The organism is Legionella nigrisilvae, assembly GCF_977063395.2.
Window position 1 is genome coordinate 579026 of the sequence record NZ_CDRUGZ020000019.1, and the last position, 18933, is coordinate 597958.

An 18933-nucleotide genomic window follows, 5' to 3' on the forward strand; every position below is an offset into this window, starting at 1 on the left:
ATGGCATTTGTGGATCAAAAAGGACAATTTCTAGCATGTATTGCATTGAGCACAGTGCTTATAATAGATACAGGACATGCAATGACGCAGATTCAGTTTGCAAATCCTTTAGGGGCAAAGGGATGGCGGGTCAGCCGTAACCCGATACGTTGTGGGTTATCCCTTACTATCCCTAATTTTGGTATTGCCTATTTTGAACAGTATGCAGCCCAACCACCCCATTTTATTATACGAACATGGAATGAAGTACAGCAGTATTTACCTGCTAAAATCATCATAAAATCGCCCAATTGGAAACCAGATCGACCTGCGGTTCTAGCAGGGGAATTAATGGTTAAACCGGGGGAATTTGGCATCTTTCTAAAACGGGATGCAAGTTTAAAGCTGCTTACGTTTCTTTCACAAGGCTATGAGCCTAACTTCAGTTATCGAGCCGAAACAGGATTTAATACCCTTGTTGCTTTATCACCTGTGGGTTTTCAAAAACCCTATTCTCGCTATCAAGAATGTATTGGAAGCTTGTTACCTTTTGATTATGAACAAGTACGCGAGAGTGTGTTCCATTATAAAGAAGATGGAAGCGAATTAAGTGATAAGGATAAGGATCAATTGCGGCGTATTGCACGCTATGTAGAGGCCGATGCTCAAATAAATGAACTAAGAATTATTGGTTATGCAGATGCTAATGGGCGCAAAGGGTATAATAACGCAGTATCTGAAAATAGAGCACGAATTGTGGAAAAATATCTGCTACAACTTGGTGTACCTAAAAACATACTTCATGTGACTTGGGTCGGAGAATTGTATCCTGTAGCGAGAAATGATACAGATGTCGGTCGGGCAGCAAACCGAAGAGTCGTGATTACACTCATAAAAAAATAAAATAAGTCGACTCAAAGGAAGCCAAAAGAATTAATTAATTGCACTGTCCTTGAATTTTAGAAAAAGATTGCAAGTTGTCATAGATGCTCTATATTAGTAATCCTGTACACGCTATTTCCATTTTTTTTTAGGCCGTGCACAGGCTTCATTTTTTATAAACAAAGCCAAAGAATCGTCATGGTGCTCAAAAAAAATATCCAGTGCGTAAAAATAGCATATCCAATTGAAAAATATTAATTTTTTTTTGTAAATCTTCTTGACTTATTCTTTTCCACTGCTAATACTCACACTGTTGCATGCATCGACCTGAAGCGACGAAGGCATGCTAATGACAACTCCTAGTAGAGAGTTATCAATGAAATAGGAAACAATAATAATTTATGCGGAGACATAAGCATGTTAAGTTTAAAAAAAACCACTTTAGCAATTTTAGCTTTAGGAAGCAGTACACTATTTGCAGGTACCATGGGTCCAGTATGTACCCCAGGTAACGTTACAGTTCCTTGCCCAAGTACTGGATGGAACGTTGGCGGCCAAGCATTGGTATTGCAAACAATGACCGATAACGACGTTTCTTTGAACCTCGACATTACTCCATCAGGCATTTCTTTAAATACAGAATTAGACGCTCAATGGAACTGGGGCTTCCAAATTGAAGGTTCTTACCATTTCAATACTGGAAACGACATTACCTTAACTTGGTATCACTTAGATACTGGTTGGAACAACCATGAATTTACTCCTGATTTTGCTCCAGATGTATTAATTGGTTATGGTCATAAGAACCGATGGGATGCAGTTAACGGTGAATTCGGTCAATTCGTTGATTTCAGCGCGAACAAGAAAATCCGTTTCCATGGCGGTTTCCAATTTGCTAGCATCAAGAGAAGCATGCATGCATTTGGAACAGACTTTGATAATGGTGTTCCAGACTATACTCTAGGATTTGAAGGGGACACTCAGTACAACGGATTTGGACCACGTACTGGTATCGACATGAACTACGTATTCGGTAATGGCTTTGGTATTTATGCTAAAGCAGCTGCTGCAGTCTTAGTGGGTTCACAAAAACACAGCTACGATGTTGATTTTATTGACCCAGACGGTTCTAATCCAGTTCTTCCTAATGTGTTCACCGTGGATGTTAGCGGTTCTAGAACAGCAATCGTTCCAGAATTAGAAGTTAAGTTAGGTGCTAGCTATGACTATGCAATGGCACAAGGTGATTTGGTTCTGGATGCTGGTTACATGTGGTTCGACTACATTCATGCGTTAAACGGCACTGTATTGCCAGTTACAGCAACTGATTTCGCTGCTGCTGGTCCTTACTTTGGCTTGAAATATATAGGAAACATTTAATTCGCTATCATTTTAATAAATTTAATCGATACTGTTGACTTTAAGAAGGTCCGGTTAGATAATTGAGCAAGGTACGCTCTCGGTATAGAGCGAATATGCGTACCGTTGCTAACAATTTAAATTGGTAACGAACGGAAATAATAATAAAAAGTGGAGATAAGCATGTTAAATTTGAAAAAAACAGCGTTAGCTGTTCTTGCTTTAGGTAGCAGTGCAGTATTCGCTGGTACCATGGGCCCAGTTTGTACCCCAGGTAACGTTACTGTTCCTTGCCCAAGTACTGGATGGAACGTTGGCGGCCAAGCATTAGTATTGCAAACAATGACCGATAACGACGTTTCTTTGAACCTCGACATTACTCCATCAGGCGTTTCTTTAAATACAGAATTAGACGCTCAATGGAACTGGGGCTTCCAAATTGAAGGTTCTTACCATTTCAATACTGGAAACGACATTACCTTAACTTGGTATCACTTAGATACTGGTTGGAACAACCATGAATTTACTCCTGATTTTGCTCCAGATGTATTAATTGGTTATGGTCATAAGAACCGATGGGATGCAGTTAACGGTGAATTCGGTCAATTCGTTGATTTCAGCGCGAACAAGAAAATCCGTTTCCATGGCGGTTTCCAATTTGCTAGCATCAAGAGAAGCATGCATGCATTTGGAACAGACTTTGATAATGGTGTTCCAGACTATACTCTAGGATTTGAAGGGGACACTCAGTACAACGGATTTGGACCACGTACTGGTATCGACATGAACTACGTATTCGGTAATGGCTTTGGTATTTATGCTAAAGCAGCTGCTGCAGTCTTAGTGGGTTCACAAAAACACAGCTACGATGTTGATTTTATTGACCCAGACGGTTCTAATCCAGTTCTTCCTAGTGTGTTCACCATTGATGTTAGCGGTTCTAGAACAGCAATCGTTCCAGAATTAGAAGCTAAGTTAGGTGCTAGCTATACTTACGCAATGGCACAAGGTGATTTAACTCTGGATGCTGGTTACATGTGGTTCGACTACATTCATGCGTTAAACACAACTGTATTACCAGTTACAGCAACTGATTTCGCTGCTGCTGGTCCTTACTTCGGTCTGAAGTATGTTGGAAATATTTAATTTCTTAATTGATTAAGATCTTATAAAAGCCCGTCAAATGATGGGCTTTTTTTTTCTAATGGAGTATTCATGTTTAAGAAAACAACTATAACTGTATTGGGATTGGCAGCAAGTGTAGCTACTGCCGGTGGTATGGGTCCTGCTTGTACCCCAGGGAATGTTACAGTTCCATGTGTAACAAAACTCTGGGATTTTAGCGCTCAAGCGCTCTACCTAAGATCAATCTATGGTAGTGAAAAATCGATACAATTCGGTACATTACCAGTAAATAAAGAAATTCAGAATGATTGGAATTGGGGCTATTTTTTAGAAGGGTCTTACCATTTTAATACCGGTAATGATATTACCGTCAATTGGATGCATTACAGTACTTCTACCGGACCGACAGAGTTTTTCGGAGTTTTGAATATCCCGGTTACGGGTTTACCACCTATTCCAGCTCCATTTGATTTTATTAGTCGCAATAGAATAGACCAAGTTAATGTCGTGATGGGACAACATACTGATATTAGCATGCGTAAGAAAATGCGCTTCTATGCGGGTATGCAGTACGCAAATATCCAATCGACTGCTACAAATTATTATATAACCGAATTTATTCCTGCACTTGTGACAAATCCTTTTAGCAAATTTGACAACACTGACTATAAAGGATTTGGACCGGTAGTTGGAATTGACTATGCTTACAACTTGACAGACTCTTTAAGCGTGACTGCAAATGGAGGTGGCTCAGTGCTTTATGGTACGAATCGCTACCACGCAGGTTTTGTCGTATCCCCTCAGCAGGCAATTGTTGAGCAAGTATTCTTTCGTAAAAGAGGTATTGTTCCAAGCCTAGAAGCAAAACTTGGTATCAATTATGCGCATCCTACACCAATAGGTCTTGCCAATATTCAAGCGGGTTACCAAGTAGTGAATTATTTCCACGTTTTGGAAGAGCAACCACTCCCCAATTTATTTGGTCCAATACGTCCTGTAGATTACGGTCTTTTTGGTCCCTATTTCGGTCTGAAGTTAATTGGAAATGCATAATTTGAACTAAAGATGCACTTTCCGAATAATCCTCAAAAAAAAACCCATAGATCGACTATGGGTTTTTTTTTGATGATTGCAATAAGTAACAAATTTTAAGCAGATTTGTGAAAAAGAGGCTAGCCACTCCTTGTTTACCAAGATATAATTTTCTGCCTTTCCGATGTGGAAGTAAAAATAATGAGCAGGAGTACCGCATGCAATATAAAAAAATCATATTGGCCCTAGTCTGTTTGTCATCGCCACTCTATGCGGAACATGATCAGCAGTTGCAACGTCAAATAGCCCGTTTACAGAAACAAGCGCAACAATTACAAACTCAATTAGATTCCTTACAGAAAGAACTAGTTGCTCAGAAAGTGAGTCAGTCAAGCAAGCCAAATAAGAAGCAAGCTAAAAAATCAGAGCCAGTTGTTCATAAAAAACCAGCAAAGAAACATGAAAATGAAAAACATGAAAAAATGGTCAAATACCATTCATCCACGCTCTCAGTTCATACCCCAGAGGAACATCCAGAATCTATTGGATTTTATCCAACTGCCTTAGTGGCTGAAAGTCGAGTTGTTACTTATATTGCTGGGACACCTGTCGTGACCTCTCCGTATTTAGGGGATAGACCTGCATTCGATGGGTCAGATTATATTGTGAATATTTCCAGTATTAACCGTGACATTCGTTTGATGCAACAACGTCGAAAATTATACAGAGCCTATAGAAATATGGGTTATCCGATTCCAGAGAGACCAATTATTGCACTAAGTGGGAAAGCTGAGCCTGTGGGCATGATCAATAGTGATTTTGTTGGTGGAACCAATGTTGATTTGACTTTGGGCTCGAGCGAGGTAGATGTTGCTGCTGCGTTAAATCAAAATGTCGAGGCATATATCGCACTGGCCTATGATGAGAGTCCTCCTGATGTGGGTCCAAGAATTAATAACTCCGCATTTAACCTTAATATGGGTTTTGTGAATGTCGGTAATTTGGATAAGACGCCCTTTTATTTTACTGCTGGGCAGTTGTATGTGCCTTTCGGACGTTATTCTAGCGCCATGATTAGTGCCCCACTGACCCTAAATTTAGCTCGTACTAAAACAAGACCTTTTATTATAGGTTATAAATCACAAGAAGATACCGGGCCATTTGCTGCGGCCTATATATATCGAAGTGATACGACCTTAGGACGCGCTGGTGTAGGCGGTGCCAATGTCGGTTATGTGTTTGCATTTACGGAAGCCACCGGTGAAATAGGTGCAAGTTACATTAGCTCCATCGATGATGCAGCGGGAATGCAAAATACTGGGGGTAATCCCGGCACTTTTGGTGGGTTTGGCTCATTACTTAATGGCAATGAATTAGTCCGTAAGACGGATGCTGTCGATATTTATGGAAACATGGGTTATGACCGATTTAACTTTGCTGCTGAATGGGTGGCTACTATTGAATCATTTAGAACCCAGGATTTAAGTTTCAATGGACATGGTGCAAAACCACAGGCATTACAAACAGAAATTGGTATGACGTTTAAAGCCTTTAACCGACCTGCATCTATCGGTGTGGGTTACCAACATACCAAAGAGGCCCTTGCATTAAACCTACCAGAACACCGTTTCATTGGCGTATTTAATATTTCTATCTGGAAAGATACTGTAGAAAGTATCGAATATCGACATGAAATAGATTATGGATCTAACGATTTCGCTAATGGTGCTTCTGCCCCTGGTTTTGTCAATGCCCCCACACTAGGTACCGGAGGTACAGCGGATACAGTTTCTGCTCAAATTGGGGTTTATTTCTAAAATAATATCATTCAACCTGGGTGAAAGTACCCCCTGTCACCCAGGGTTACAGTGCATCATGCAGAATGCATAATCTCATAGATCGATACGTTACATCTTCTCCCTGCTTATCCTACTGATTTTGCAATGCATGCAGCAATAAAGACGCAATTTGTGCTATCTTTTAACATATAGCGTATTTTATTAGGAAGGGAGCATGTGTGCATCCTACATCATGCCAGGGTCCACAGACACGCCAACACATCGACTAATCTATTTATTGCGATCCAGTGTTCTGCTTATTTTTATTCTAGTTTTTTATACGTCCTGTTCCTATGCAACTAAAGTCGTTGAACTAAACATTAAAGGAGCAATTGGGCCTGCTACGGCAGATTATGTGATTCGTGGTATTGATAATGCACAACATGCAGATTTAATTATAATTACGCTGGATACTCCCGGCGGGCTCGATGAATCAACCCGAAATATTGTTCAAAGCTTTTTATCCTCCAATATTCCTATAGTAACTTATGTCAGTCCGAATGGTGCTCGAGCGGCAAGCGCAGGGACGTATTTACTTTATGCGAGTACCTTGGCCGCCATGGCGCCCGGAACACAATTGGGTGCTGCGAGTCCGGTTAATTTAGCATCAGGGTTCAGTGACACAAGCCCCTCCGATAAACAAACTACCATGGAGAAAAAAATTACCAATGATGCAGTAGCTACCATAAGGTCACTTGCACAATTGCGAGGTCGCAACCCAGATTTTGCACAAAAAGCGGTTTTAAATGCTGAAACAATGACAGCTACTGAAGCTTTAAAGCAAGGGGTTATTAATTATATTGCAAATAATGAGAGCGAATTGCTGGCGCAGATGAATGGCGTCTCAGTGATACAAAACAATCAAAAAATAACACTTAATACCAGTAATGCTAAAATTGAATTAGTGAAACAGGATTGGCGCACACAATTTTTATCGATAATTACCGATCCCACTGTAGCTTATCTTCTTCTTTTACTAGGTATATACGGTATTTTTTTTGAGTTGGTAAACCCAGGACATTTATTTCCGGGGGTTATTGGAGCGATTTCCATATGTATTGCGCTTTATGCGCTGCAATTATTACCAGTTAACTACGCTGGGTTTTTTCTTATTATATTGGGAATTGCATTTATTGTAGGAGAAGCATTTGTGCCCGCTTACGGTTCTCTAGGAGTGGGCGGTACCATTGCATTTATTATTGGCTCCATTATGTTAATTGAAACCGATAATCAAATGTACCAAATTGCGTGGTCGGTAATTGTTGCAATGGCTGTTGTAAATATCCTTTTTTTTGTTCTTCTTCTCGGGATGGTATTAAAAGCAAGACGACAAAGTGTAAAACATGGTTTAATCGTTTTAATCGGGGCCAAAGGTCGTACGCTTGGCAATATAAATCATGAAGGACAAGCAATGATTCGTGGTGAAATTTGGAGCGTACATTCTAAATTACCTATAGCCGCGAACAGGCCAATAAAAGTGATTGGAGTTTCAGGGCTTAAAATGGAAATTGAAGAGGATTTGAGCAATCAAGGAGAATAATATGGGACCATTTTTTACGGTAATTATCGTTGCAATTTTACTACTTTTGATATCAGCAGTGAAAGTCTTTAGGGAATATGAGCGCGGCGTTGTATTCATGTTAGGCCGCTTCTGGAAAGTGAAAGGGCCCGGTTTAGTGCTTATTATTCCAGTTATTCAACAAGTTGTACGAGTCGATTTACGTACTATAGTTATGGACGTACCCAGCCAAGATGTGATCTCTAAGGATAACGTTTCAGTACGCGTGAATGCAGTTTTATATTTTCGGGTGGTGGTCCCAGAAAATGCAATTATTCAAGTAGAAAATTACTATGAAGCAACCAGTCAATTGGCGCAAACTACACTCCGTTCTGTATTAGGCCAACATGAACTCGATGAAATGCTTTCTGAACGCGAACGCTTAAATAGTGATGTACAGAAAATATTGGACTCACAAACAGATAATTGGGGCATTAAGGTGTCTAATGTGGAGATAAAACGAGTCGATTTGGACGAAAGCATGATTCGTGCAATTGCAAGACAGGCTGAAGCTGAGCGCGAACGGCGTGCGAAAGTGATTCATGCTGAAGGTGAGTTACAAGCTTCAGATAAATTGCTGCAAGCATCTCAAGTTTTGGCACAACAACCGCAAGCAATGCAGTTGCGTTATTTGCAGACATTAGCTGCTATAGCCGGCAACAATAACTCCACTATTGTGTTTCCCATGCCGATGGAGTTAGGTGATATTTTATCGAATATGGCCTCAAGGAAAAAATAGATATATTAGAAGGTAGCCTGGGTGACGGCACGCCGTAATCCGGGTTTTCAACCTTAAAATCACTCTTATTTTATCGTTTAGATTAAAAAACTCGCCGTGGTTTTAATGTAAGAGAAATTTTACTGAGAATACTCACTATAGGCAGCAGAATTATATAAGAGACGAGTTCAATTATTTTGAATAAATGCTTTCGTTTCCCTTCGGCTAAGGCGTAATTTCGACTAAATTTTTCAAATAAGGGCCAATCGCAAATTTTAAAACCATTGGGGGATTTATAGCCTATAAAAAAGTAGCCAGTAAAATATCCATAAAATTGAAACAATTTTTGTGGATAAAAGACATAGGTTGCAGCCGCAGAGGCTTCTAAATAGCTCGTGTAATGCCAGCAATTTTTAGGCAAAAAGAGCATATCTCCTCGTTCAAGCGTAATGTGATAACCTTCTGCTTGGTTTAATCTTGGGTATTGTTTCAATAATAAATCCCAGGATTGACCAAATTCCACTAGACTGTCTCCAACAAAAGGAAGCTTATAGATATTTTGGCTTTGCTCTTCAGTAAACAATAACACCTGCTTTTTTCCACTTAAGCATAAGTGAAGATTACAGCAATGCTCTCTATCAAAGTGGATTTCTGTATGCGCTCCCTTACCTCCAAAAAAATAAAGAACTTTTAAATTTTTGTTAAAGTACCTAGGTCGAAATGGAATTTTTTGCCAAAGGGGCACATGACGTTCTATTGCTGCCGAATGTTTTGGAAAAGTTTGACCAAAAATTCTATAAGGCTTATTATTTTTAATGTGGGACATCACGGTTGAAAAATTACCCCGATCGTAAGATTTCCAACTATGATTTTCATAAGTATCATAGGTGATTACCCCTTCCAGAAGATTTTCAAAATATTCAATGGAAAACTTGTCGGTAAATTGTTTAATTTTAATTAAGATAGGTTCTTTTGAGCGATAAATAACATGTTTAATATATTCTTCTTGACCGTATTCGTACTCAATTTCTTGTATTTGTTTTATTTTCATTTCTTAACCTTTTGGACAAGATAATAAAAATAATATTTTCTACCCCAAAATTTTTCTTTTCGGGCGTATTTTGCGACGTAATGGAGCGCAGGATTTTTAAATCTAATTTTCCACCAAGGAAGGAAGATTAATCCGCATACCGCAGCAATCGTTGGAAGTTCGGATATAATTTGACTTATATCATCCCCAGCAATGGACAAAGCCTGTCGGTAAAACCCTTCTTCATTGACGATTAACCGTTGATAAAGTGAGGCTTGTACCTGCTTGGTAATATTCACTTTTTGGATTATTTTTAGTTTATCGTTGTTCTTAATAAATTGTTCTAACTTGTTGGATTGATCTTTATTTTTAAAATAATGATCTGCATAACAAAAAAATCCACCTAGAGATAAGACCCGCTCTACTTCAGAAAAAAAATCCTCGATTCGAGGATAAAGATGAGAGCTTTCAAGATTGATAACGATATCAAAACATTCATTACCTAAGGGGAGATTTTCGGCATCAGATTGAATGTAATTTACTTTATCCTCGTCGTAAAAATGACGATTGGAGTTGACTACTAAACGGTTAACCAAATCGACTCCTAATGCATAATCGGTTTTTAACAGTTCAGAACTTGCTTTAAGGCCAAGGCCATTGCCACTTCCTATCTCAAGCAATCTCTTATAAAAAAATTGGGTTTTGATTAGGGGCCTAATCAGTGAGTAAAGAAGTAATTGAGAATATATATCTTGCACCTCAGAGATTTTCGAAAAATCGAAATTTAATTCTTTATATTCGTCATGTATTTTTTTATCCCAGAAACCTAGGTTCAAAAATACTTTATTATGATGTAATTGACCAAAAGTGTTATAGCTGTCTTGAATCAATTTTTTAATAAATTTGATTTCTGAGCGATCTAGGTAATGATGCCTCATTACGAAACCAATTTGCCTGGCCGCATGGCTATAACTTGGGATTTCTTCATCCATTTGATTCGAGTAATTATGCAACTCATATGATAAGTATAAACGATTTTTGGTAAGAGATAGTCATCAATCATTTTGGCGCAAGATCAATACAATCTTTCGTTTATCTGACTTTTATGATAGAACACTTCTTTTGAAGAATTCATGAGGTTTTATTGTGTCGATTAAATCAGATAGATGGATAGAAAAAATGGCCCTTGAACATGGAATGATCTCTCCATTTCAACCCGGACAAGTGCGTGAAAATAACAATGGCCGCATTATTTCCTACGGGGTATCCAGTTATGGATACGACGTCCGTTGTGCGAATGAATTTAAAATTTTTACTAATATAAATTCCGCTATTGTCGATCCTAAAGCTTTTGATGAAAACAGCTTTGTTGATGTGCAATCTGATGTTTGTATTATTCCACCGAACTCCTTTGCATTAGCGAGAACAGTAGAGTATTTTCGCATTCCACGAAATATCCTAACTATTTGTTTGGGTAAATCTACTTATGCACGTTGTGGGATTATTGTGAATGTTACCCCTTTAGAGCCAGAGTGGGAAGGCCATGTAACTCTGGAGTTTTCAAATACAACTACCTTGCCCGCTAAAATTTATGCACATGAGGGTGTGGCGCAAATGCTATTTCTGGAGGCCTCGGAAGTTTGTGCGGTTTCGTATCGTGATCGCGGTGGAAAATATCAGGGCCAAACCGGCGTTACTTTACCTCGCACGTAATCTTGAATAAACAATAAAATTTAATAGTCCGAAGAATTGGCAAACTATCTCCATTAAACGAACAAAGAGCTTACGTTCCCGCGAAGGCGGGAACCTTTGCGAGACATAGTGCTGATAAGAATTGACTCCCGCGTCCGGGGAATGACGAAATGAATGGGACATCCTTCTTGGTTTTAGATACGAAATTCCAAGAGCGGTGCTCAGACTATTTCAAGCTTTACAACAAACTACCCTCAGTCTTCATCGGGTAGTTTGTATTTATCACGCGATGCATCAACGCGTTCACGTAATTCTTTTCCCGGTTTAAAGTGCGGACTGTATTTTGCTTTAGTCACTACTTTTTCACCTGTTTTGGGATTATGGGCATTACGAGGAGGTCTATAATGAAGAGAAAAACTTCCAAATCCCCGGATTTCTATTCTTTGATTTTTAATGAGTGCTTCACTCATTAATTCCAATATTCTATTAATGCCATCAGCCACTTGCTTTTCAGTAAGATGCGTCATTCGAGCAGCGATGTGTTCAATGAGTTCCGATTTGATCATACCCACCTCGTGTTGTCGCGTGTTTCAAAGTCTGCTACCAATACAGATTAGGTGCTGACAATGGTCCCTTGTTTTATAAGTATAGACTGGGAAAAAAATTATTCAATGTTTTCAAGACAGTTAGTCTAAAGTTGTTTTTCGTGTATGAATATAGGCGAAAACCACACCCCAGCTCATTTCAACTTTGGTATGGGCGGTTACAGTAAAATGAATGCAGGACAATGTTTTACTAGTTGTAATTATTGTTTTCAGCTGCGATAGCTGATCCAGCTTAGCACAGAGGTTTTCCCATGTGGGACCAAAAAAAGCAGTAGAATTAATAAAAACAAGGGTTGCCTCGTTTAGATTCGCTTCTAGAAAATCACCTAGAATAAACTGAATCCTTTTAGCTTGGTCGGTATAGTGCTTCAATGCTGCCAATTGCTTGACTCGTCTGCATGCATCTAAGTAGAGCTCAGGAAATAATTCGATTCCCACGCTTTTGCGGATGGGGAAAACCATGCTGCAGGCCAAAACCGCTTTCCCTATTCCCGAGCCCAAGTCATAGAATACTGTGTTCTCATCTGGGTTGGTTAATGATAAGAGCGCGATAAATGATAAAAACTCAATTTCTCCATAAGCATATTCCATTGCATCATGCTTCTGGCGAGCATCCTGAGAAAGGAGAAAGCCGTTAGCATCTGTGTAAATTTGGCGAAATACTTGGGCGTGTTCTAGCAGGTTTAAAGATTTTTGCCATCGGTTTATACTGGCTTGTTTATGTTTGTACCTTAAATGAAGCAGCAAGGTTAAGAATATAATGAGCAAGCAAACAAAATAAAGTATAGAATGTCTCAAGAGTAAATTCCTTTTCAAATAGGAAGCTAATTATAGCTGTTTCTCTGGGACCTTGAAAAATAAGACACTAATCAGTATATCTTATTCGCTTGTTGAGACGCTACCTGTTTTCCGAATTAAAAGTATCGAAGAAGCTAATTGGTTTCGTAAGTTTTTTACGCTAGTTTATTCGCTTTAGAGAAGGTTGGTGTTGACTATTTGGATCTTAAAAAGTTTTTTTCTTATCCACTTCATCTGATCACAAAACATAAAGTCTATCTTATTGCATTATAATCGAGTAAAATTTCTGCATGTAGTATAGAATAATAATGTTAAGTATTATTTTTGTTTAATAGTTTTTGTTTCTAAAAACGGGAGTTACTGTAAATTATGTCTTACGATGTTTATAGTTAATATTTCCTTAATTTTGATTCATTAGAATGAAGTTATATTGAGGGGTAGGAGAGGCATTATGGCTGGTTTTTTTAGTAATCGAGCTTATGTACATCAGGAAGCTAAGCCACGCGCAGAATACAATTTTATCAACGTTGGTAATGAACAATTCCATGCTGTTGCTGTAGCAATGATTGATTCGTTACAAAGCGTTTCCCAACGGGGTAACGATGCAACTTTGAAAAAAATCTTGGAGCGCTTTTATCTTCATTTCCCCAAATATATAAATAACCAACCTTATTTAACACTTCCAGAACGTATGAGTATGTTACTCAATACTTCTCGTAAGTCAGAATTAGTGGACTGCATGGCTTACGTATTACGTCAGCTTGCAGTAGATGAGATCTATACTAATCCATTAATGTATCGTGAAGTATTTAATGGATTAAGTGCTGACACACCCAAAAGCTATTTGCGTAATCCAGAGGTCGAACTCCCATCCAGTGCTTTAAAAGCCTTAGCCCAGGCGCTGGAAATTAGTATAACGCTATCTTTTAAAGAACTTGGAAAGGAACTGAGAAAAAGAGAGGTGTATGAGGGAGAAACAGGTTCTAATAAAATTAATTTAGTAATCCAAGTGCAAGGGGATCAGCATTTCCCTGCCGTAAAACATAAAGCAGATTTTGCCTATGTTGGTCAGTTAGCCATTAATGCTCCCAAACCTATTGAACATACCAAAGAGCAGGGAGAAACTTTAAGCGATATTATTGGGCTAATTGCGGAAGATAATAAACAGCTGTTGCAGTCTTATGAGCAATGGCGTAAGACTATTTTAAGCATGGTTGTTGCAGGTGAATTAAACCGCGAACAATTAGTGAGACTCTATATTACTTTTTTACCTGCTCAAATGAATAATACAATCTCGTCTGCTCTTGAACATGCAAATAGAAAACCCGTTATTGCTGGTATTCCCCAAGAACGAGAACAACAAATGATTGAGCTTCTAGCAAATGCTTTATCAAGCTGGATTAGCACAAAACAGGTTGAGCCCGATAGTTTATTTGATCAAATAGAAAATCAATCTGCTATTTCATTGAGATAATCTTTATTTAGGCTATCGAAGCAGAATCTGGTTAATACCTAAATTCCCTCTTCTGCTTCTAGGTCTGCAATTACAGAAATCCGTGCTCTTTCATCCATTCATCATTGGGAAATTTTGACATGTAATTCCGAATGGAGTCGGGCAAAATAACCAAGCATTTTTGATCCTTGCTTAATGATTTTGCAGCGTGCAGAGCCGCCCACATTGCTGCGCCTGAAGAGCCTCCTACCAGTAAACCCTCTTCTCGGATTAAATCTCTTGCAGTTCGGAATGAATCCAGATCATTCGTTTTAATGTATTTATCAATCAAACTATTATCTAAAACTTCTGGGAAGAAGTCATAACCTATCCCTTCCACGGCATAGGATTTAATTTCAGTGCCGCCACCAAGGATCGAACCTTCTGGATCGACACCAATAATCTTGATCTCTGGGTTATATTCTTTAAGACGTCTGGCAATGCCCGTAATTGTTCCGCCAGTGCCTACCCCGGCAACAATCATATGTAGATCTTTGCCAAAATCATCAATAATCTCTTGAGCAGTACCCTTATAATGGGCATTAGGATTATTGGGATTTGCGTACTGATCGAGGATATGAGAATTAGGAATTTCTGCTTGCAATCGTTTCGCTAAAGAAATATGGCTTTCAGGATCGTCATATGCTGCTTCGGTTGGGGTGCGATAAATCGTTGCCCCCAAGCGCTCAAGTACAGATTGTTTTTCCTGACTCATTTTTTCGGGCATGGTAATGATGACTTTGTAACCGAATACAGCGCCTGCCAACGCAATGCCTATTCCTGTGTTTCCAGAAGTTGGTTCGATGAGCGTGTCACCTGGTTTAATACGACCATCGCGTTCCGCATGAACAATCATTTCATACCCAATACGATCTTTAACAGAGCCGCCTGGATTGAAAAACTCGCATTTTGCATACAGTTTGCAATTTAGATCACGACCTAAACGATTAATTTTTACTACAGGAGTGTGTCCGATGGTGGCGAGTATGTTGCTATAGATCATATTTAGTCCTTTATTGAGAGTGGTTTGATTTTGATTATATGGTTTTTATGCAAAAAAAAAAATTTCTTGTTGGATTTAGGTGGTGATTTTAACTTTTTTAATTTATATTTATTTTTCAAACAACAAAAGCAGGGAGCAAAATATGTTTCATTTAAAGTCACTTAAGTGGTGTTTTGGTATCGCTTTATCTTTGGGATTATGTGCATGCATGGATATGCAGCGTTCTGAGCATATGAATACACAAGGCTATGAACAAATGAATACTCAAAACAAGCAACAAGCAGGGAATAAGCCTAAGGCACAAAAGACCTATGCATCAAAAGATCCTACGCAAAAAGCAACCCCAGGTCCTAAACGTAATGCTGCACCACAAATACCTGTAATACAATAATGTTGCGCATCTAACTTTCCCGCTATTAAGCGGGAAAGCAATTCCCTAATTGAAGTTATAGCCCACGGACTCCTCATCTCTGGCTATACACTCCTGTTCCAGTTCTCTCTGTAATTCCATTAAATTCAGTCCATCTTTAATCATTTCATCTCGTACAAATTGTCGCGAAGCATAATTTCCAAAGAAACTCATTTTTTTCTTACTCGCTTTTTCAAGGCCTTGATGAGATGTTCTTGCGTTTTTATGATCCTGCGTTACATTTTGAACAGAAGGAATAATTCTTTTTTCTTTCATACTTGAACCTTATTTTCCTATAAATTTTAATAATCATCCTTGTATTTTAAGAAGCAAATTCATTTTTGCTTCGAATACGCTAATGATTTAAAAGAGCATGCCTATTATATACATAACAGACATACCCAAAATTAGCAGAGCAACTATGTAATAGATTCACATTGTTTTTTCAAGCGATTATTTAAAATAATTATTCAGGGGCAATCATTTTTTCTGGTCTGACTAATTCCGCAAAACGTTCTGCCGTTAAAATCCCAAGCTTGACTGCTGCTTCTTGTAAGGAGCAATTGTCATGATGCGCAGTTTTAGCAATTTTAGCTGCTTTATCATAGCCTATGTGTTGATTAAGCGCTGTGACGAGCATTAAGGAGTGATGTAAGTAATAGTCAATCACCTTGCGATTGGCTTCAATCCCTTCTGCACAAAACTCTTGGAATGAATGGCAAGTATCAGCAAGCAAATTAAGCGAATGAAGTACATTAAAGATGATCACCGGTTTAAATACATTCAGTTCAAAATTACCCTGACTGTCGGCTATGCCCACCGTTGTATCATTTCCCAGAACTTGCGCACAAACCATAGTCATTGCTTCACATTGAGTAGGATTGACTTTCCCTGGCATAATGGACGATCCAGGTTCGTTTTCTGGAATAATTAACTCACCAATACCACAACGTGGACCAGACGCTAACCATCGAATGTCATTTGCAATTTTCATTAAAGCGCAAGCTAAGGTTTTCATTGCTCCATGGGCATTTACCAAAGGTTCATGGGATGCTAAAGCGGCAAATTTATTTTCTGCGCTAACAAAGGGTAATTGGGTTATTTGCGCAATATGTTGTGCTACTTTGGTTGCAAATTGAGGATGGGTATTTAACCCCGTTCCTACCGCAGTTCCACCGGCAGCCAGTTCATATAATTCGGGCAATACCCCTTCAAGGCGATGGAGGCAGGCATCAAGTTGAGCAACATAACCTGAAAATTCTTGACCTAAAGTGATAGGAACAGCATCTTGTAAATGAGTTCGGCCTATTTTGACTATATCTTTAAAGGCAGCCATTTTGACGGCGAAAGCATCACGTAAGTTTTTAACGGCGGGGATTAATTTTTTATTGAAAGCAATGGCTGCCGCAATATGCATGGCAGTGGGAAATGTATCATTTGAAGATTGAGACATGTTCACATGATCGTTAGGATGCACTGGTGATTTACTTCCCATGGTACCACCTGCCAATTCAATAGCACGATTTGAGATTACCTCATTGGCATTCATATTGGATTGAGTACCGCTTCCTGTTTGCCACACATGCAAAGGAAAATGGTCGTCTAACATCCCTTTGCTGACTTCATCGGCAGCTTGAATAATTAAGTCCGCTTTATCTTTGGGTAATTTCCCCAAATCTAAGTTGGTTAATGCGGCAGCTTTTTTCAAGATCCCAAAGGCATGGGTAACTTCGCGCGGCATAATATCCTTGCCTATATTAAAATGATGTAATGATCGCTCAGTCTGTGCTCCCCAATATTTATTGGCAGGAACAGCAATCTCACCCATGCTGTCCGATTCTATACGTGTTTTGCTCATGGTTTTTTAATTTCCTTAATGCGTTAAATAAAATAAAAAATTCTATCACATAGGGCTAAAATAAGTAATTTTTGTTATAGTATTGGCAAGTAAAGGTACGGGGCCTGGATGCATCAAAGCACTATCTAAGCTACGTAAGAGAACAAAACACATGAGAGCAGTACGTATTTATCAATCTGGAACCTATCATCCAGATCAGCTTTTAGAATTATCTCCAGAAGCCAGTCAGCATGTTGGGGTTGTTTTGCGCATGCAACCTGGCGAGTCGCTTACTTTATTTTGTGGGGATGATCACGAATTTTCTGCAACTATAGAATCAGTTAAGAAAAAACAAGTTATTGTACGTATTGGTTCGAGTACCCATATAAGCCGAGAATCGCCCTTAGCTATTCACTTAGCACAAGCCATCTCCAAAGGTGAGCGTATGGAGTTTGTAATGCAAAAAGCGGTGGAATTGGGTGTGGCGAGCATTACTCCTATTATTACGAAGCGTTGTGTCGTCAAACTAGACAAAGAACGCATGGCAAAAAAACTGCACCAGTGGCAGGCGATTGTCATTGCTGCCTGTGAACAATCTGGACGTAATACGGTTCCCCAAGTACATACCCCGATGTCCCTAGAGGATTATATGCATGCGGCGCAAGCAGAATTAAGGTTTATCTTAGATCCAGGTGAAAATAAAAAGTGGCGCGATTATGCGATTAGCTCATCGGTAGTTGATTTGCTTATTGGTCCTGAAGGTGGGCTAAGTGAGGATGAAGTTCAATTTGCTTGTAAGCATGGGTTTCAGCCTTTATCCTTAGGCCCAAGAATTTTACGTACGGAAACCGCGGCGATTACTGCATTAAGTGTGTTGCAAGCCGTAGGTGGTGATCTATAATAGAACGTGTGGACCAGTTTTTCCTGCAACAAAAATCGTGAAAAATATAAGTGGTGCGGGTTGAATGACAAATCTTTTGACTGTAGTTAAGATGATGGGAATCATTCAGAAAATTTTTCAATCAAACTATGCCCATACCGTTGCAGTAAAGGTTGGCAATTAACGAATTTTAAACAACAGAGGTTGAACATGAGTGATCTTATTAAAACGATAACAGATGCAAGCTTCGAACAGGATGTAATCCAGGCAAATAAGCCTGTATTAGTTGATTTTTGGGCTGAGTGGTGTGGACCATGCCGTGCACTGACCCCTATATTGGAAGAAGTAGCTGCTACTCATGGTGAGCAAGTAACTTTTGCGAAAATTAATATTGATGAACATCCTCAAACTCCTGCAAAGTTTGGTGTGATGAGTATTCCTACCTTGATTTTATTTAAAAATGGTCAAGTTGAAGCGGTTAAAATGGGTTTGCTTTCAAAATCTCAATTAAGTGCTTTTGTTGAAAGCCACGTTTAATTTTTATTTTCTATATAAAAAATGTTGTATCTTTTACTAAAGCTGTGATAGCCTGTCTGCAATATGTGGTATAATTTGAATATATCACATAGGCAGCAGAATCCTTAGCTGCTATTCTTAATAATATTTTTCCCGGATACCCAATTCGATTAATCAACA

19 protein-coding genes are annotated in these 18933 nt (G+C 38.9%); 12 read left to right on the plus strand and 7 right to left on the minus strand.

Features of this window, described 5'->3' with window-relative positions; translation table 11 throughout:
- The 7 genes from ACWTE2_RS07615 (at position 1) to ACWTE2_RS07645 (ending at position 8512) form a co-directional block, all read left to right on the plus strand.
- Complete coding sequence (locus ACWTE2_RS07615; RefSeq protein ID WP_454784862.1) at positions 1-882, plus strand: flagellar protein MotY; 882 nt, start codon at positions 1-3, stop codon at positions 880-882.
- 396 nt (positions 883-1278) lie between these two features.
- On the plus strand, positions 1279-2241 hold the full coding sequence (locus tag ACWTE2_RS07620) for an Lpg1974 family pore-forming outer membrane protein (protein WP_454784863.1): 963 nt from the start codon (positions 1279-1281) through the stop codon (positions 2239-2241).
- A 162-nt stretch (positions 2242-2403) separates the two neighbouring features.
- Complete coding sequence (locus ACWTE2_RS07625; protein WP_454784864.1) at positions 2404-3366, plus strand: Lpg1974 family pore-forming outer membrane protein; 963 nt, start codon at positions 2404-2406, stop codon at positions 3364-3366.
- A 69-nt stretch (positions 3367-3435) separates the two neighbouring features.
- A complete protein-coding gene (locus ACWTE2_RS07630) occupies positions 3436-4398 on the plus strand; it encodes an Lpg1974 family pore-forming outer membrane protein (protein WP_454784865.1) in 963 nt (320 codons plus the stop codon).
- Between the two features lie 197 nt (positions 4399-4595).
- A complete protein-coding gene (locus tag ACWTE2_RS07635) occupies positions 4596-6194 on the plus strand; it encodes an LbtU family siderophore porin (protein ID WP_182392168.1) in 1599 nt (532 codons plus the stop codon).
- Positions 6195-6390: 196 nt separating this feature from the next.
- Entirely contained in the window at positions 6391-7755 is a 1365-nt protein-coding gene (locus tag ACWTE2_RS07640; RefSeq protein ID WP_454784866.1) for an NfeD family protein, read from the plus strand.
- A gap of 1 nt (position 7756) precedes the next feature.
- Entirely contained in the window at positions 7757-8512 is a 756-nt protein-coding gene (locus ACWTE2_RS07645) for a slipin family protein (RefSeq protein WP_182392169.1), read from the plus strand.
- Positions 8513-8594: 82 nt separating this feature from the next.
- On the opposite strand, the gene ACWTE2_RS07650 is transcribed toward ACWTE2_RS07645, so the two are convergent.
- Together ACWTE2_RS07650 and ACWTE2_RS07655 are read right to left on the minus strand one after the other, a co-directional pair.
- The gene (locus tag ACWTE2_RS07650; RefSeq protein WP_454784867.1) at positions 8595-9542 is read right to left on the minus strand and encodes a cupin-like domain-containing protein; all 948 of its coding nucleotides are present in this window, start codon (positions 9540-9542) and stop codon (positions 8595-8597) included.
- Positions 9539-10513 carry a class I SAM-dependent methyltransferase gene (locus tag ACWTE2_RS07655; protein WP_182392171.1) on the minus strand — a complete coding sequence of 325 codons (975 nt, stop codon included), beginning with the start codon at positions 10511-10513 and terminating at the stop codon, positions 9539-9541. Before ACWTE2_RS07655 ends, ACWTE2_RS07650 begins: the two co-directional genes overlap by 4 nt.
- Positions 10514-10667: 154 nt before the next feature.
- Between ACWTE2_RS07655 and dcd the strand changes: the two genes are divergently transcribed.
- Positions 10668-11234: a dCTP deaminase gene (gene dcd, locus ACWTE2_RS07660; RefSeq protein ID WP_182392172.1), complete on the plus strand. Its 567-nt coding sequence runs from the start codon at positions 10668-10670 to the stop codon at positions 11232-11234.
- 233 nt (positions 11235-11467) lie between these two features.
- Here the strand turns inward: dcd and ACWTE2_RS07665 are convergent, their stop codons facing one another.
- A complete protein-coding gene (locus ACWTE2_RS07665; protein ID WP_182392173.1) occupies positions 11468-11779 on the minus strand; it encodes an integration host factor subunit beta in 312 nt (103 codons plus the stop codon).
- A gap of 120 nt (positions 11780-11899) precedes the next feature.
- Complete coding sequence (locus ACWTE2_RS07670; RefSeq protein WP_454784868.1) at positions 11900-12616, minus strand: class I SAM-dependent methyltransferase; 717 nt, start codon at positions 12614-12616, stop codon at positions 11900-11902.
- A gap of 451 nt (positions 12617-13067) precedes the next feature.
- Here ACWTE2_RS07670 and ACWTE2_RS07675 point away from each other — a divergent pair, with 451 nt between their 5' ends.
- On the plus strand, positions 13068-14090 hold the full coding sequence (locus tag ACWTE2_RS07675; RefSeq protein ID WP_454784869.1) for an OTU domain-containing protein: 1023 nt from the start codon (positions 13068-13070) through the stop codon (positions 14088-14090).
- A 70-nt stretch (positions 14091-14160) separates the two neighbouring features.
- Here the strand turns inward: ACWTE2_RS07675 and ACWTE2_RS07680 are convergent, their stop codons facing one another.
- Complete coding sequence (locus tag ACWTE2_RS07680; protein ID WP_454784870.1) at positions 14161-15111, minus strand: pyridoxal-phosphate dependent enzyme; 951 nt, start codon at positions 15109-15111, stop codon at positions 14161-14163.
- Positions 15112-15253: 142 nt separating this feature from the next.
- On the opposite strand from ACWTE2_RS07680, the gene ACWTE2_RS07685 reads away from it, so the two are divergent.
- A complete protein-coding gene (locus ACWTE2_RS07685; protein ID WP_182392176.1) occupies positions 15254-15502 on the plus strand; it encodes a hypothetical protein in 249 nt (82 codons plus the stop codon).
- A gap of 45 nt (positions 15503-15547) precedes the next feature.
- On the opposite strand, the gene ACWTE2_RS07690 is transcribed toward ACWTE2_RS07685, so the two are convergent.
- Both ACWTE2_RS07690 and fumC read right to left on the minus strand, forming a co-directional pair.
- Positions 15548-15796, minus strand: coding sequence for a hypothetical protein (locus ACWTE2_RS07690; RefSeq protein ID WP_454784871.1), 249 nt, complete (start codon positions 15794-15796; stop codon positions 15548-15550).
- Between the two features lie 190 nt (positions 15797-15986).
- Positions 15987-17378, minus strand: a complete 1392-nt coding sequence (fumC, locus tag ACWTE2_RS07695) for a class II fumarate hydratase (RefSeq protein WP_454784872.1) — start codon at positions 17376-17378, stop codon at positions 15987-15989.
- Between the two features lie 151 nt (positions 17379-17529).
- Between fumC and ACWTE2_RS07700 the strand changes: the two genes are divergently transcribed.
- On the plus strand, positions 17530-18258 hold the full coding sequence (locus tag ACWTE2_RS07700) for a 16S rRNA (uracil(1498)-N(3))-methyltransferase (RefSeq protein WP_454784873.1): 729 nt from the start codon (positions 17530-17532) through the stop codon (positions 18256-18258).
- 189 nt (positions 18259-18447) lie between these two features.
- Positions 18448-18774 carry a thioredoxin gene (gene trxA, locus ACWTE2_RS07705; protein WP_182392180.1) on the plus strand — a complete coding sequence of 109 codons (327 nt, stop codon included), beginning with the start codon at positions 18448-18450 and terminating at the stop codon, positions 18772-18774.
- Positions 18775-18933: the final 159 nt, after the last annotated feature.

Coding starts and splice junctions, on each gene's coding strand:
- ACWTE2_RS07650 (WP_454784867.1), bottom strand. CDS start 9,542: ATGAAAATAAAACAAATACAAGAAATTGAGTACGAATACGGTCAAGAA.
- ACWTE2_RS07675 (WP_454784869.1), top strand. CDS start 13,068: ATGGCTGGTTTTTTTAGTAATCGAGCTTATGTACATCAGGAAGCTAAG.
- ACWTE2_RS07655 (WP_182392171.1), bottom strand. CDS start 10,513: ATGGATGAAGAAATCCCAAGTTATAGCCATGCGGCCAGGCAAATTGGT.
- ACWTE2_RS07645 (WP_182392169.1), top strand. CDS start 7,757: ATGGGACCATTTTTTACGGTAATTATCGTTGCAATTTTACTACTTTTG.
- ACWTE2_RS07615 (WP_454784862.1), top strand. CDS start 1: ATGGCATTTGTGGATCAAAAAGGACAATTTCTAGCATGTATTGCATTG.
- ACWTE2_RS07630 (WP_454784865.1), top strand. CDS start 3,436: ATGTTTAAGAAAACAACTATAACTGTATTGGGATTGGCAGCAAGTGTA.
- ACWTE2_RS07700 (WP_454784873.1), top strand. CDS start 17,530: ATGAGAGCAGTACGTATTTATCAATCTGGAACCTATCATCCAGATCAG.
- ACWTE2_RS07685 (WP_182392176.1), top strand. CDS start 15,254: ATGTTTCATTTAAAGTCACTTAAGTGGTGTTTTGGTATCGCTTTATCT.
- fumC (WP_454784872.1), bottom strand. CDS start 17,378: ATGAGCAAAACACGTATAGAATCGGACAGCATGGGTGAGATTGCTGTT.
- ACWTE2_RS07640 (WP_454784866.1), top strand. CDS start 6,391: ATGTGTGCATCCTACATCATGCCAGGGTCCACAGACACGCCAACACAT.
- ACWTE2_RS07625 (WP_454784864.1), top strand. CDS start 2,404: ATGTTAAATTTGAAAAAAACAGCGTTAGCTGTTCTTGCTTTAGGTAGC.
- ACWTE2_RS07690 (WP_454784871.1), bottom strand. CDS start 15,796: ATGAAAGAAAAAAGAATTATTCCTTCTGTTCAAAATGTAACGCAGGAT.
- ACWTE2_RS07620 (WP_454784863.1), top strand. CDS start 1,279: ATGTTAAGTTTAAAAAAAACCACTTTAGCAATTTTAGCTTTAGGAAGC.
- ACWTE2_RS07680 (WP_454784870.1), bottom strand. CDS start 15,111: ATGATCTATAGCAACATACTCGCCACCATCGGACACACTCCTGTAGTA.
- trxA (WP_182392180.1), top strand. CDS start 18,448: ATGAGTGATCTTATTAAAACGATAACAGATGCAAGCTTCGAACAGGAT.
- ACWTE2_RS07635 (WP_182392168.1), top strand. CDS start 4,596: ATGCAATATAAAAAAATCATATTGGCCCTAGTCTGTTTGTCATCGCCA.
- ACWTE2_RS07665 (WP_182392173.1), bottom strand. CDS start 11,779: ATGATCAAATCGGAACTCATTGAACACATCGCTGCTCGAATGACGCAT.